Below are 14,741 nucleotides of genomic sequence, written 5' to 3'. Positions count from 1 at the left end.
GCGAAAATCACCTGCTGCAGCGCTTGCCCTGCTCGGGCGCCTCCCCGGCCAGCAGGTAGCGGTTGACCGCGCCGTCGACGCAGGCGTTGTGGCGGCCGTAGGCCGTGTGGCCGTCGCCGTCGTAGGTCAGGAGGCGGCCGGACTCCAGCTGGCCGGCCAGCGACTGCGCCCAGGCGTACGGGGTGGCCGGGTCTCGGGTGGTGCCGATCACCACGATCGGCGCGGCCCCGGCGGCCCGGACGGTGCGCGCCGCGCCGGTGGCCCTGACCGGCCAGTACGTGCAGGTCAGCGCCATCCAGGCCATGTCGCGCCCGAAGCGCGGCGAGGTCCGCTCGAAGTCGGGGACGGCCTGCCGGACGGCCTCGGGGCCGGTGAACGGCGCGGGCAGGTCGAGGCAGTTCACGGCCATGTTGGCGAACATCAGATTGGGATACGAGCCGTCCGAACCGCGCTCGTAGTACGAGTCCGAGAGCTTCAGCAGACCGCTGCCGTCACCGGCCCGGGCGTCGGCCAGCGCGGTGCGCAGCCTGGGCCAGAGGAAGTCGGCGTACATCGCCTGGATGACGCCGGTGGTCGCCTGGGACTCGGTCAGCCGGCGGTCGCCGTCGGTGGTGGGCAGCGGCTGCGCGTCGATGGTCCGGAACAGCGCGGCGAGCCGCTCCCCCGCCTCCTGCTCGGTCCCGCCCAGCGGGCAGTCCTCGCGCTTGACGCAGTCCTTGGCGAAGGCCGCCCAGGCGGTCTCGAAGCCGCCGGCCTGGGTGCGGTTGCCGCTGAGCGCGTCGAGCGAGGGGTCCATCGCGCCGTCCAGCACCAGCCGGCCGACCCGGCCGGGGAAGAGGCCGGCGTAGGTGGCACCGAGGAAGGTGCCGTAGGACTTGCCGACGTAGTTCAGCCGCTCGTCGCCGAGCAGCGCCCGCAGGACGTCCATGTCGCGGGCCGCCTCGACGGTTCCGAGGTGGCCGAGCACCGCCCCGGCGCGCTGTCGGCAGCCCTCCGCGAACTCCCGGTCGGCGGCCACCAGGGCGTCGGTCTCGGCCTGGTCGTCGGGGGTGATGTCGGCGGCGGTGTACGCGTCCATCCGCTCGCCGGTCAGACAGGTCACCGGGCTGCTGCGCCCGACCCCGCGCGGGTCGACGCCGACCAGGTCGTACCGGGCGCGCACCCCGGCGTCGTAGCTCCCGGCGGCGGCCTCCAGGTACTCGATCGCCGAGCCGCCGGGGCCTCCGGGGTTGAGCAGCAGCGAGCCGAGCCGCTCCCCGGCGGCGGAGGCCGGTCCTGATCCGGCGGGGACGGCCGGGGCGCGGGCGGCCGCGAGGGTGAGCTCGCCGTCGGCCGGGTGGTCGTAGTCCAACGGCACCTTGAAGGCGGTGCACTCGAAGCCGTCGTCGCAGGGCTGCCAGGCGAGCCGCTGCCCGTAGTAGGAGGCGAGCGCGGCGGGTACCGCGGCGGGCAACGGCTCCAGCGGCACGGCGCCCGGGCGGGCGGCGCCGGAGCCGGTACTCGGGCCGGTGCCCAAACCGCTGCTCGGGCCCGAACTCGGACCGGCACCCGGTGCGAAGCCCTGCACGGCGGGCGGCGGCGTCCCGGGCGCCATGCTGTCCGAGGAGGCCGATCCCGGCGTGGGCGCCGGGGAGCCGCAGCCCCCGGCCAACAGCCCGGCGGCCACCAGCACGGCCGTCAGCGCCGCCCCGCCGCGCCCGTCCCGCTCTGCCCGCATCTGCTCCCCCTCGGGTGCTCGCGCCCGGCGGCGCCCTGCCCTGCCGCCCCGGGTCCCGGGAAGCGTAGTGCCCTCCGCGGCGGTGATCAGGACGCCTTGGCGAGCGTCTCGGCGAGGTACTGCGCCGCCTGCCGGACCAGCCGCAGCCGCTCCCGGTCCCGGGTGTAGTCCTGCACGTTGTCGGAGATCCGGACGTCGGCCCGGGCCGCCGAGCCGGTGCCGGCCCGCAGCGCGGCCTGCAGTTTGCGGGCCGCGTCCAGCCCGGCGCCGTCCGCCTTGGCGGCGGCCAGCAGCAGGTGCGGGGCGGCGTTCGCGGGGGCCTCGGCCCCGGTCTGGGCCAGCGCTGCGGTGTCGTACCGCCCGGAGACGGCGGCGGCCGCGCCGTACAGGTCCGGACGGGCCAGGCCGGCCGCCGCGGCGCAGGGCGCGCCGTCCTCGACGCCGAGCGCGCCCCAGGAGGCCGGGCCGGGCGGCAGGGTGCGGAAGGCGCCCGCGATGACGGCCCGCAGCGCGGCGTCGTCCGCGACGGCCTGCGGGGCGGCGGCAACCAGCTCACAGGGGTGCGCGGTGCCGTTCGGGGCCTCGGGGGCGACCAGGATGAACGGGCGGGCCTTGCCGGTCTGGGCGGCCGAGCCGAGGCCTTCGAAGACGTCGGGGACTTCGGTGTCGGCGGTCTTGCGCGGGGTGGCGGCGTGCATCACGACCACCGGGAAGCGCGCGTTCGGGTCCTTGGCGTACTGGGCGGGCAGCCAGACCCGGACGTTGCGCGGGTGCCCGTCCGGGCCGGGTACGGCGGACTGCAGCAGCTCGCCGCCGCCCGGGTGGCCGACGCTGTCGAACCGGCTGGCCACCGGGGCGGCCGCCGGGGTCGTCGGGGCGGGGGCCGGGGCAGGGGCCGCCGGAGCCGGGGCGGCGGCGGGCACCGGGTCCGCCACTGGCGGCGCCGCCTGCCGCGCCCCGCCGGGCAGCGCCTCGCGCCCGTCGCCCACCGCGAGCTCGGCGCCGTCCACCCGGCCGCCGGAGCCGCCGAGGCCGCCGAAGGTCCCGAGCGCCGTCAGCACGGTCAGCGCCGTGACGCAGACGCCGCAGACCATCGCCCCGGCCGCCCGCAGCAGCATCGGCCGCTGGTCGCCCGCCAGCTCGTAGGTCGCGGCGGACCGAAGGTCCCGCCAGCGCAGCAGCGCGCCGCGCGCCAGCCAGACACCTCCCGCAGCGGCGGCCAGCAGGGGGACGACGAGGAGCGAACGGACCATGGGACGCACCACCTCGGGACGAGGGCCGGCGCCGGCGGGCCCGGTGCCGTGGGGAGGCGACGGCGCCGGCGCCCGGGAGTCGGCGGGGCACAGTCGGCACCCAGCGTGCGGGACGACCCGGCGGTCACACGCGGGTGTGCCCGGCGCGTACCGCCCGTTCACTCGAAGGTGGGACAACCGGGTAGGACGGGAAGCCCTACCCGACGGGGCTCAGCCCGCCCGCAGCGCCACCGTCATCGCCTCGACGGCGAGCAGCGGGTCGACGTTGCGGTCCAGGGCCCGGCGGCAGGCGAGCACCGCCTCGATCCGCCGCAGGGTGCCCTCCGGCGGGCCCGCCTGGGCGACCCGGTTCAGGGCCTGCCGCTGGTCCTCGTTGGCCAGCGCGCCGGTCGAGCCCAGCTGGAGGGCGAGCACGTCGCGGTAGAAGCCCAGCAGGTCGAGCAGCGCGACGCCCAGGGTCTCCCGACGGGTGCGGGTGGCCCGGCTCTTCTGGCGCTTCTCCAGCTCCTTGACCGCACCGGCCATGCCGCGCGGCGCCTTGCTGCCCTCGGCGGCGCCGTACGCCGCCTTCAGGTCGTCGGTCTCCTTGGCGTCCTGGGTCTCGGCGAGCGACTCGGCGTCGGCCTTGGCGGTGTCGACCAGGCGCTGCGCGGCGGCCAGGCAGCCGCCGATGTCACCGACCTCCAGCGGGATCCGCAGCACCTCGGTGCGGCGGCTGCGCGCCTGGTCGTCGACGGCCAGCCGGCGGGAGCGCTCGATGTCGCCCTGTCCGGCGAGCGCGGCCAGCCGGGCCGTCTCCGGCTCGACGCCGTCCCGGCGGACCAGCATGTCGGCGACGGCCTCGGCGGCCGGGGTGCGCAGCACCAGCAGGCGGCAGCGCGAGCGGATGGTCGGCAGCACGTCTTGCACGGAGGGCGCGCAGAGCAGCCAGACGGTGCGCGGCGACGGCTCCTCGACCCCCTTGAGCAGGGCGTTGGCGGCGGACTCGGTGAGCCGGTGGGCGGCGTCGACCAGGATCACCGACCAGCGTCCGCCGGTCGGGTAGCTGGAGGCGCGCATGACCAGCTCGCGCATGTCGCCGACGCCGATGGAGAGGCCGTCGGTGCGCACGTACTTCACGTCCGCGTGGCTGCCCGCCAGCACCGTGTGGCAGCCGTCGCAGAACCCGCAGCCGGGCGTCCCGCCGAGCGCGAGGTCCGGGCTGGTGCACTGGAGGGCGGCCGCGAAGGCGCGGGCGGCGGTGGTCTGGCCTGCTCCGGGCGGGCCGGTGAACAGCCAGGCGTGCGTCATCAGCGAGGCGTTGCCGCCCGGCTCCGGGCCGGCGCCGCGCCCGGCGGCGGCCGTCGCCCCGGCCGCCCGGGCGGCGGCGGTCAGCTGCTCGACCACCCGGTCCTGGCCCACCAGGTCGTCCCAGACGGCCACTGCTGCTCCCAAGCTCGGTACGGACTGCCACGGTACGGACTGCCACGGTACGGATTACGCACGCTACGGACCGCCGGGACGCGGACCGCCCCGGCAGGGGCCGCCGCGGTGCGGACCGCCCCCGTTCGGGCCGTCCCGATCCGGGCGGCGCGGGTGCCACCGGCGCCGCTGCCTCCCCGCGGTCGAGCATACGTGCCCGGTACGACGACGGGCGGCGCCGCCGGAGCACCCGCCCCGGCCGCACCGCCCGTCGGTCGAACCGTCGGGGCTCAGCCCCGGCGCCAGCGGCGGCCCTTGCCCTTGCCGTCGCCCTGCTCCTCGGCCCGGGCGCCCGGCTGCGGCGCGCGCGGGTCCTGTGCCCGCGGGCCCTGCGGGCGCGGGTCGGCGGAGCCCTGCTGCAGGCGCGTCCACTCGTCGCGGGAGCCGAGCAGCGTGTCGGTCAGGCTCGGCAGGTCGTCCATCGGGGTCTCCTCGGCCCAGGACGGCCGGGGTCGCGGCTCGACGGCCGGCGGCTGCTCCTCGACCACCGGCAGCTCGCGGGTGCCGCCGTCCGCCGCGGCCCGGTCCTCCCGCCAGAGGCCCGGCGGGACGCGGTCGGCGGGCGGCGCCGGGCGGTCGTCCTCGACCCGGGGCAGCACCGAGGTCCGATCGGCGTCCGCCGAGGGCACCCGGGGCAGCACGGCCGTCTCGTCGGCGGGCACCCGGGGCAGCACGGCCGTCTCGTCCGCCGGCACCGCGGGGACGACCGGCAGCTTCGCCGTCGCGTCCACCGGGGAGTGCGCCGGGGGCGCGGCCGGGGCCGGTCCGGCGGCCTGCGCCGCCCGCACGGCCGCCTGGCGGTCCCGCTCGGAGATCTCCTGGGTCGCGTCCTCGACGGGCCGAACCCGCAGCTCGGTCGTCACGTCATTGCCCGGAGCACCACCGGGAGCACCGCCGGGAGCGGCGTCCGCCCGGTCCGCCGCGCTCGCGGCGGCAGCCGCGGCCGCAGCCAGCGCCGCGGCCTGCGCCAGCCTGGCCTCCTCGGCCCGCTGCAGGGCCTCCTCGGCACGGCGGCGCTGCTCCTCGCGGGCCAGCTCCCGCTGCCGCTGGAGCTCCGCCTGGGCGGCCGCCTCCTCGGCGAGCCGCCGGCGCTCGGCCTCCTCACGGGCCAGCCGCTCCTCCTCGGCCGCACGCCGCTTCGCCTCCTCCTCGGCGCGCCGACGGGCCTCCTCCTCGGCCCTGCGCCGGGCCTCCTCGGCCGCCTTGCGCGCCGCCTCGGCGGCGACCCGCTCGGCCTCCTCCTTGGCGAGCCGCTCCTTCTCCGCCTGCTCGGCCCGGAGCTGCTCCAGCACCTCCTGCCGCTTGCGCTCGGCGGCCTCCTCCTCGGCCTTCCGGCGGGCCTCCTCGGCGGCGCGGCGCTCGGCCTCCTCGCGGGCCAGCCGCTCCTGCTCGGCCCGGGCGGCCTTCTCCTGCTCGGAGAGCGGCAGCTCGCGGTCGAGCCGGTGGCGGATCGCGGTGGTGACGAAGCCGGGCTGCCGGCTGCCGTCGACGACCAGGTAGCGCGCCGGGTCGGCGGCCGCCAGGGCGAGGAAGCCGGCCCGCACCCGCTGGTGGAACTCGGTCGGCTCGGACTCCAGCCGGTCCAGCGCCTCGGTGAACCGCTCCCGCGCCTTGGTCGGGTCGACGTCCAGGACCACGGTGAGGTCGGGCACCAGCCCGCCGGTCGCCCAGCGCGAGATCCGGGCCACCTCGGTCGCGGCCAGGTCGCGGCCGGCGCCCTGGTAGGCGATGGAGGAGTCCATGTAGCGGTCGGTGATGACGACGGCGCCCCGGGCCAGCGCGGGCCGGATGACGTTCTCGACGTGCTCGGCGCGGTCCGCCGCGTAGATCAGCGCCTCGGCGCGGTGCGACAGGCCGGTGTTGCCGACGTCCAGGACCAGGCCGCGCAGCCGCTGGCCGACCGGGCTGCCGCCGGGCTCGCGGGTGAGCACCACCTCGTGGCCCTTGCCGCGGATCCACTCGGCGAGCGCCTGGGACTGGGTGGACTTGCCGGCGCCGTCGCCGCCCTCCAGGGCGATGAAGAAGCCGGTACCGGTGGTGCGGTGCGCGGGGAGCCCGGTGCCGCCGCGGACGGCGTCCACCAGGTCGCGGCCGAACGGGGCGATGCCGCGCCGGTCGTCGGTCCTGAGCAGCACGACGGCCGCGAGGACGAGGGTCAGCAGCCCGGCGGTTGCGACCGCCAGGGCCGCGCCGCCGTGGATGAAGGTGAAGGAGCCCGGCTCGACGGTGCCGTACTCGACGTCCCCGTACCCGGCCGCGATCAGCGGCACGGCCACCAGCGCGGCACCCACCACGGCGCGCAGCACCGCGTACAGGTGCTCGACGACCTTCGGCAGCCGCTCCTCCTCGACCTCCTGGGCGAGCAGGGTGCGCCCGGCCGAGATGACGATCCCGGCGGCCAGCCCGGCCAGCACGGTGAGCAGCAGGACGAGGACGAAGTCCAGCACCAGGCCGGCCAGGATCAGCGCCACGCCCTCGGCCAGCAGGGCCAGGGCGAGCAGCCGGCGGCGGGACAGCGCGGGCAGCGTGGCCCGGGTCAGCCGGACGCCCAGCGCGGGCGCCCCGGCGGCGGCGAGCACCAGCAGGCCGTAGCCGATCGGACCGGCCCGGTGCTCGACGGCGGTCAGCAGCGCCAGTGCGGCGACCCCGGCCATCGAGGCGTACCCGGCGGCGACGGCGAAGGTGAAGTAGGGGGCGGAGCCGGTGCGACCCTTGCCCAGCGCGGGGCCGGGGGTGGCGTCGACCGGTGCCCGCAGGCCCTGCAGCGGGGAGCGCGGGGCGGCGGACACCCGGCCGCCGGGCAGCGTCTGGAGGTACAGCCGGACGGCCGAGGCGACGAACAGGCCGGCCGCGCCGAGGGCGGCGAAGGTCGTCTGGTGGAGCCGCAGCCAGTCCGAGCCGAGCGCCGCGAAGACGTTGTTGACCAGGGTCAGCCCGATCAGCGCGGCGGCGGCGAGCGGCACGGTGGCCCAGCCGGTGCGCAGGTCCAGTGTCCGGACGGTGTCCAGGTTCGCGGCGGACGGGCGCTGCTCGCCGGCCGGGGCGTAGGGGTTCGCGGGCGGCAGCAGACCGGGGACGGCGGCGTCCTTGGCGATCGCCCAGACCCGCTCGGCGGCGCCGGTCACGAAGACGGTGGCGAGCAGCACGTAGGTGGCGGCGCCGGAGGGCTTCGGGCCGGAGCCCAGCCAGACGATCCACCAGGGCGCGAGGCCGATCAGCACGGCGCGCAGCGCGTCCGCGCCGAGCATCGTCCAGCGGCGGTCCAGCGGGCCGCCGAGCAGCTGGTGCACGGGCCCGAGCAGGGCGGCGCCGAACAGCACGGTGGCGGCCAGCCGGGCCGCGAAGACGGCGGCGACCGCGAAGGCCAGGCTGCGCGGCAGGTCGCCGAACCGCCCGCCGAGCGCGGCGGCGATCACGGTCAGCGCGAGCAGGACCAGCAGGCCGAGCCGGTCGGCGGTGCCGCCGATCAGCTGGGTGGTCCAGAGCCGGCGGTACGGGCGCAGCCGCAGCAGCGCGCGGACCCGCTCCCCGGCGGTCCCGGCGGGCGCCACCTCGGGCAGATCGGGTGTGCCCGCTCTGGCGGCCGCGGCGGCGCTGGGGGTGGGCTGCTCCTCGCTCGTCATACCGTCAGCGTAGCGGTCGGCGGTTGCCGCAAAAGGGTGAGCGGCCCTCCGGATCGCCCTCATTGCAGGGTTGTGACGCTCCGCGCACAAGTACGTCCACAGACCACGGGCCCGCGCCTCCCGGAGGAGACGCGGGCCCGGTGCCACTGGCGGAGGGTCAGCCCTCGTCGGGTGCGGCGGCCTTGCTCGCGGCGGTCTTCTTGACGGCCGTCTTCTTGGCGGTCGCGGTCTTGGCCGTGGTCGTCTTCTTGGCGGCCGTCTTGGCGGTGGCCGTCTTCTTCGCCGCGGTCTTCTTGGCCGTGGCGGTGGTCTTCTTCGCCGGGGCCTTCTTCGCGGTCTTCTTCACCGGCCCGCGGGCCCGCTTCTCGGCGAGCAGCTCGTAGCCGCGCTCCGGCGTGATGGTCTCGACCTCGTCGTCCTTGCGCAGGGTCGCGTTGGTCTCACCGTCGGTCACGTACGGGCCGAAGCGGCCGTCCTTCACCACGACCGGGCGCTCGCTGACCGGGTCGGTGCCCAGCTCCTTGAGCGGCGGCGCGGCGGCGGCCCGGCCGCGCTGCTTGGGCTGCGCGTAGATGGCCAGGGCCTCCTCGAGGGTGACCGTGAACATCTGCTCCTCGCTGGTGAGCGAGCGGGAGTCGGTGCCGCGCTTGAGGTACGGGCCGTAGCGGCCGTTCTGCGCGGTGATCTCCACGCCCTCCGGGTCCGAGCCGACCACCCGCGGCAGCGAGAGCAGCTGGAGCGCGTCCGCCAGGGTGACGGTGTCCAGCGCCATCGACTTCAGCAGGGAGGCGGTGCGCGGCTTGACGGCGTTCTTGCCGGTCTTCGGCGTGCCCTCGGGCAGGATCTCGGTCACGTACGGGCCGTACCGGCCGTCCTTGGCGACCAGCATGTTCCCGCTGACCGGGTCCGGGCCGAGCTCGAAGTCGCCGCTGGGCTTGGCCAGCAGCTCCTCGGCCAGCTCGACGGTGAGCTCGTCCGGCGGCAGCTCGTCCGGGATGTCGGCGCGCTGGCCGGGCTCGCCCTCGACGGTGGAGGCGCGCTCGACGTAGGGGCCGTAGCGGCCGACCCGCAGGGTGAGGTCGTCGCTGATCCGGAACGAGCTGATCTCCCGGGCGTCGATCGCGCCGAGGTCGGTGACCAGTTCCTTCAGACCGCCCAGGTGGTCGCCGTCACCGTTGCCGGCCTCGGCGGCGCCGCCGGTGGCGTGGCCCTCGCCCTCGCCGAAGTAGAAGCGCTTCAACCACGGCACGGACTGGGCCTCGCCGGCCGCGATCCGGTCGAGGTCGTCCTCCATCTTCGCGGTGAAGTCGTAGTCGACCAGTCGGCCGAAGTGCTTCTCCAGCAGGTTGACCACGGCGAAGGAGAGGAACGACGGCACCAGCGCCGTCCCCTTCTTGAACACGTAGCGGCGCCCGATGATGGTGTCGATGATCGAGGCGTAGGTGGACGGGCGGCCGATCTCCCGGTCCTCCAGCTCCTTGACCAGCGAGGCCTCGGTGTAGCGGGCCGGCGGCTTGGTGGCGTGGCCCTCCGGGGTGAGCTGCTCGGCGGCCAGCGGGTCGCCCTCGGTGACCTGGGGCAGCCTGCGCTCACGGTCGTCCAGCTCGGCGTTCGGGTCGTCCGCGCCCTCGACGTAGGCCTTGAGGAAGCCGTGGAAGGTGATGATCTTGCCGGAGGCGGAGAACTCGGTGTCCCGGCCGTCCGCGGCGCGGCCGCCGACCTTGACGGTGACGGACTGGCCGACCGCGTCCTTCATCTGGGAGGCGACGGTGCGCATCCAGATCAGCTCGTACAGCCGGAAGTCGTCGCCGCTCAGGCCGGTCTCGGCGGGGGTGCGGAAGCGGTCCCCGGAGGGGCGGACGGCCTCGTGCGCCTCCTGCGCGTTCTTGACCTTGCTGGCGTAGGTGCGCGGCGCGTCCGGCAGGTAGTCGGCCCCGTAGAGCTGGGTGACCTGCGCACGGGCGGCGTTGATCGCGGTGTCCGACAGCGTGGTGGAGTCGGTACGCATATAGGTGATGAAGCCGTTCTCGTACAGCTTCTGGGCCACCTGCATGGTCCGCTTGGCGCCGAAGCCCAGCTTGCGGCTGGCCTCCTGCTGGAGCGTGGTGGTGCGGAACGGCGCGTAGGGCGAGCGGCGGTACGGCTTGGACTCGACGCTGCGCACCGCGAACGCGGTCTGCTCCAGGGCGGCGACCAGCGTACGGGCGGCCTGCTCGTCCAGGTGCAGGGTGTTGGCGCTGCCGGCCTTCAGCTGACCGTTCGAGCCGAAGTCCCGGCCGCTGGCGATCCGCTTGCCGTCGACGGCGGACAGCCGGGCACCGAAGGTCTCCGGGTTGGCGGAGTCCGCCGGGGTGCGGCCGGTGCCGAAGGTGGCGACCAGGTCCCAGTAGGACGCCGAGCGGAAGGCCATCCGCTCGCGCTCCTTCTCGACGACCAGGCGGGTCGCGACGGACTGCACGCGGCCCGCCGACAGCTTCGGCATGACCTTCTTCCACAGCACCGGCGAGACCTCGAAGCCGTAGAGGCGGTCGAGGATGCGGCGGGTCTCCTGGGCGTCGACCAGACGCTGGTTCAGCTCGCGCGGGTTGGCCACCGCCTCCTGGATGGCCGACTTGGTGATCTCGTGGAAGACCATCCGGTGCACCGGCACCTTGGGCTTGAGCACCTGCTGGAGGTGCCACGCGATGGCCTCGCCCTCGCGGTCCTCATCGGTGGCGAGGAAGAGCTCGTCGGACTCCGCGAGCAGCGACTTCAGCTTGCTGACCTGGGACTTCTTGTCCGCGTTGACCACGTAGATGGGAGCGAAGTCGTGGTCGACGTCGACGCCGAGGCGGCGTACCTCACCGGTGTACTTGTCCGGCACCTCGGCCGCCGTGCTGGGCAGGTCGCGGATGTGCCCGACGCTCGCCTCGACGATGTAGCCGGGGCCAAGGTAGCCCTTGATCGTCTTCGCCTTGGCCGGCGACTCGACAATGACGAGTCGCTGTCCGTGCGCGGTCTCGCTGCTCGGGGACACCTTCGCTCTTCTCTCCCGGTCGTTACGTGAGCTGGTCGGCGCGGGCAGCACGGGCTGCGCTCCGCCCGACCCCTCCACCGTCCCGGGGCTGCCGCTGTACGACGACCCCACCAGCGGAGTGTGACCGTACCCCGGCCACCCTTGTCAAACGGACGGATCCCGCTTTTTCACCGGCAAGTCCGACCGACGCCACTCGAACGGTAACCCGATGATGGAGCTTCGCGCCCCGCGGAGGGGGGCTTCGGCGGGTTTCGAAGGATGGAATGACGGATTTCAAAATCTGTCAACGGAAAATCGTCAGCCCCGGACGGGGCCCGACCGACCCGGGCGACCCGACCGACGACCGGGCTGCGGCCGGGCTGCGGCCTGTGGCCGAGGCGTGGCGGGCGGCGGTTCGGGCGCCCGCGCCGGACGAGCCTCCCGGCTTTCGACCCTCCGACCAAGTCGCGGCAGGTCAGCCGGTGAACCCGGCGGCCAGCAGGCAGGCGCCCGCGGCCAGGCAGCCCGCGCCGAGCGTCGTCCACAGCAGGTCCACCACCGCCGCGCGGGGCGTCTCGGCCGCCGCCAGCACCACCCGGCTCGGCCGAACCGGATCGTAGGCGATCCGTATCGAGGCGCCGGGCGCGAACCGGGCCGACCGCCGCAGCGGGGTGTGGCCGCGCGGCCTGGCGAGCACCACCTCGGCGCACCGCTTCGCCCCCGCGCCGCCGACCGACGCCGGTGCGGCGAAGGAGAGCAGCGGCGCACTGTCGAGTTCGCCGTGGGCGTCGGCCTCGGCGACCACCTTGGCGACCGCCGAAACCCCTCGGCGGCGCAGAAGGTGGCGAAGGCGCACTTCGGCGGCGCACCAGAGCAGCAGGGCGCCGCCGAAGAGCGCGAGCACCACGCCGCCCACCATCTCGGTCGTCGTCTCCACCGCTGGCCCCCCGCTTCATTCGCCGGCCCCGTCCAGCGGCTCTGTCCACCGCCTTTGTCCACAGCCTGTGGACAGAGAGCCTCACAGCAGCGGACCAACGAAGGACAGATGTTCGGCGACCGAAGGACGAATCAGGGGCTACGGCGAGGTGAACCAGGCGGTCGAGACGCCCCGCCCGGGGCACCGGCCGGCCAACAGCCCCGACCAGCCGGAGCACCGACCCGCCAGGGCGTCCGCTGAGCGACGCGTCCGCCGGGCAGAGCGCCCTCCGGTCAGAGCACCGGCCGGATGAAGCCCTGCTCGGTGAGCAGCCGCAGCGACTCCGGCACCCGGTCCCGCAGCACCACCCGGTCCTCGCCGAGCAGCTGCGCGATCGCGTCCACGATCTCGCCGGCCGACAGCGTCCCGTCGCAGACCCCGACGAACCCCGCCCCCACCGTGTCCACCTTGGTGGCACGTCGCATGCCCCGGTTGTGACGCAGGATCACATGCTCCGGGTCCTCGGCCCCCGGCGCCCCGACCTGCTCCTGGACCACCTCGTCGGCCAGCAGGTACCGCGCCGCGAGCAGCCCCGCGTCGTCCTGCGTCCGCAGGAAGTCCTGCCGGGCGAACCACTCGTCGATGTGCGGGCCGAGCGGCTGCTCGACCGGGTGCGGCCACTCCTCCACCCGCACGGTCGGCTGCTCGGCGCCGCTGGCCCGCAGGGTGATCCAGCCGAAGCCGATGCCCTCCACGCCGCCCGCCTCGAAGGCGTCCAGCCACTCCCCGTACCGGGCCTGGTAGTCGCCGCCGGGGCCCCGGTGGTCACCGCCGTCACGCAGCCACAACTCGGCGTACTGGGCGATGTCCTGAACCTCCCGCTGGACGATCCAGGCGTCCAGGCCGGTGCCCGCGACCCAGCCGGCCAACCGGTCGTGCCAGTCCTCGCCCTTGACGTGCTGCCAGTTGGCGAGCAGCTGGCAGTAGCCGCCCGGCTCCAGATGGGCGGCCGCGCCGCGGACCAGGCTGCGGCAGAGGTCGTCGCCGGCCATCCCGCCGTCCCGGTAGGTGAACCGACCGCCGGGCGAGATCACGAACGGCGGGTTGGAGACGATCAGGTCGAACTTCCGCTCCCCGACCGGCTCGAAGAGGCTGCCGGCGGCGACCTCGGTGTTCTCGAAGCCGGACAGCGCGAGGGTCAGCTCGGTGAACCGCAGCGCGCGCGGGTTGAGGTCGGTGGCGGTGACCCGCTGGGCGTGCCGGGCGGCGTGCAGCGCCTGCACCCCGGAGCCCGACCCCAGGTCCAGGGCCGCCCGGACCGGCCGGCGCACACTGATGTTGGCCAGCGTGGTGGACGCGCCGCCGACACCGAGCACCAGGTCCTTGCGGACCACGCCGTGCGCGGTCTCCCCGGAGCCGATCCCGCCCGCGCCGCCGACCGCGCAACCCAGGTCGGAGACCACCCAGGCGTCCGAACTCGGCAGTCCGGCGACCTCGTTGGCGTACGGGCGGACGTCCACGGTGGCCCGGACCAGCTCGCCGTCCGAACGCAGCCAGCCGTCCGACAGGCAGTCCTCGACCGGCAGGGCCGCGGCCGCGGCCCGGTACGGCACCGGCTGCTGCAGCAGGAAGAGCCGCACCAGCGTCTCCAGCGGGCTCCCGCCGCGGGTCGCGCGCAGCGCCGGCACCGCCTCGCTGCGGGCCAGTGCCGCGTACCCGGTGGGCCCGAGCAGGTCGAGACACCCGTCGGCGGTGTAGGAGGCGGCGAGCAGTGCCTCGCGGAACTTGGCGAGGCGGGTGGGGTCGAGAACGGGGCTACTGATCACCCCGCCATTGTCCCCCGCCCCACCGCCCCCACCCACCCGAACCGGCCCCGCCTCCCCGTCTCGGAGCCGTCTCAGAGCCGCCTCGGGACCGCCTCAGGACCGCACCGGGGCAGCCCGAACACCCCGGTCGGCCGGGAGGCCGACCGGGGTGTGGTGGTCCGTGTCCTGCCGACCCGCGGCGCTTCCGCGCCCGGGTCAGCTCGCGGAGGGCGCCGGGGTGGCAGGTGCCGGAGCGGACGCGGACGGCGCGGACGGGGCCGGCGTGGCGGCGGGGTCCGTGGCCGCGGGGCTCGCGGTGTCCGTCGCGCCCGGGGCGGGCGTGCCGGGGGCGGTCCCGGCCGCCGGGGCGCCGCTCGCGCCATCCGTCGGGGCGGCGGCGGCCGCACCCGGCTTGCAGCCCTCCTGCTTGGCCATGGCGGCACCGAGCTCGCCGCGCTGCAGCTTGCCCTGCGCCTGGGTGGACAGCGAGGAGAGCTGCTGCACCTGGTCCGCCACGCTGCGCAGGCCGTCCGCGAACTTCGCCTGGTCGCCGTTGGACAGCGCGTCCAGCTTCTTCTGGACCTCCAGGTAGCCGTCCGCCGCCTTGTTCAGCTCGGCCACGGTGTCCTTCTGGAGGTTCGCGCCCTCGTCGACCTTCGGCGCCCCGGCCGAGTTGATCGCATCCGCGATCTGCTGGTTGGTCTTGGCCAGCCGCCCGATGTCCGCCGAGAGCCGCTTCTGCAGATCGGCCGGGGACTCGCCGGTCTTCACCTGGCCGGTGTCCGTCAGGGCGGTCTGCGCCTGGGCGATCGGGTCCTTGGCCGCGCCGCAGACGTTCGCCGCCCAGGACTCCAGCTGCTTGCTGTTGTCGTCGCCGCAGCCGACGGCGCCGAACGCGAGCAGCGCGCCGAGCGCGGGTACGGCCAGCAGTCGCTTGTTCACCGGGAGAGCCCTTTCGGTTCGATCGTCGA

The 14,741-nt window shown here is 75.5% G+C and carries 8 protein-coding genes; all 8 read right to left on the bottom strand.

What is annotated here, in order from left to right; translation table 11 throughout:
- Positions 1-7: 7 nt before the first annotated feature.
- The gene (locus ACGFZP_RS11050) at positions 8-1,594 is read right to left on the bottom strand and encodes an alpha/beta hydrolase (RefSeq protein ID WP_392931038.1); all 1,587 of its coding nucleotides are present in this window, start codon (positions 1,592-1,594) and stop codon (positions 8-10) included.
- Positions 1,595-1,803: 209 nt separating this feature from the next.
- Positions 1,804-2,970, bottom strand: coding sequence for a hypothetical protein (locus ACGFZP_RS11045; protein WP_392930888.1), 1,167 nt, complete (start codon positions 2,968-2,970; stop codon positions 1,804-1,806).
- Positions 2,971-3,180: 210 nt separating this feature from the next.
- Positions 3,181-4,392 (bottom strand): DNA polymerase III subunit delta', encoded by a 1,212-nt coding sequence (locus ACGFZP_RS11040; RefSeq protein ID WP_387949940.1) that lies wholly within the window; start codon positions 4,390-4,392, stop codon positions 3,181-3,183.
- A 269-nt stretch (positions 4,393-4,661) separates the two neighbouring features.
- Positions 4,662-8,054 carry a dTMP kinase gene (tmk, locus tag ACGFZP_RS11035; protein ID WP_392930886.1) on the bottom strand — a complete coding sequence of 1,131 codons (3,393 nt, stop codon included), beginning with the start codon at positions 8,052-8,054 and terminating at the stop codon, positions 4,662-4,664.
- 157 nt (positions 8,055-8,211) lie between these two features.
- On the bottom strand, positions 8,212-11,070 hold the full coding sequence (gene topA / locus ACGFZP_RS11030) for a type I DNA topoisomerase (protein WP_392930884.1): 2,859 nt from the start codon (positions 11,068-11,070) through the stop codon (positions 8,212-8,214).
- Positions 11,071-11,524: 454 nt separating this feature from the next.
- Positions 11,525-11,986 carry a DUF3592 domain-containing protein gene (locus ACGFZP_RS11025; RefSeq protein ID WP_392930882.1) on the bottom strand — a complete coding sequence of 154 codons (462 nt, stop codon included), beginning with the start codon at positions 11,984-11,986 and terminating at the stop codon, positions 11,525-11,527.
- A gap of 272 nt (positions 11,987-12,258) precedes the next feature.
- Positions 12,259-13,791: a methyltransferase gene (locus ACGFZP_RS11020; RefSeq protein WP_392930880.1), complete on the bottom strand. Its 1,533-nt coding sequence runs from the start codon at positions 13,789-13,791 to the stop codon at positions 12,259-12,261.
- 195 nt (positions 13,792-13,986) lie between these two features.
- Positions 13,987-14,712 carry a small secreted protein gene (locus tag ACGFZP_RS11015; RefSeq protein ID WP_392930878.1) on the bottom strand — a complete coding sequence of 242 codons (726 nt, stop codon included), beginning with the start codon at positions 14,710-14,712 and terminating at the stop codon, positions 13,987-13,989.
- Between the last annotated feature and the right edge of the window lie 29 nt (positions 14,713-14,741).

Origin of the sequence: Kitasatospora sp. NPDC048239 (assembly GCF_043202015.1) — a bacterium.
GTDB lineage: Bacteria > Actinomycetota > Actinomycetes > Streptomycetales > Streptomycetaceae > Kitasatospora.
The sequence above is the reverse complement of the archived record's forward strand: the minus strand, read 5'-3'. Positions and strand labels throughout refer to the sequence as shown.

Bases quoted from the DNA above. Each gene is read 5' to 3' on its own strand.
- ACGFZP_RS11050 (WP_392931038.1), bottom strand. From the start codon at position 1,594: ATGGCGCCCGGGACGCCGCCGCCCGCCGTGCAGGGCTTCGCACCGGGT.
- tmk (WP_392930886.1), bottom strand. From the start codon at position 8,054: ATGACGAGCGAGGAGCAGCCCACCCCCAGCGCCGCCGCGGCCGCCAGA.
- ACGFZP_RS11045 (WP_392930888.1), bottom strand. From the start codon at position 2,970: ATGGTCCGTTCGCTCCTCGTCGTCCCCCTGCTGGCCGCCGCTGCGGGA.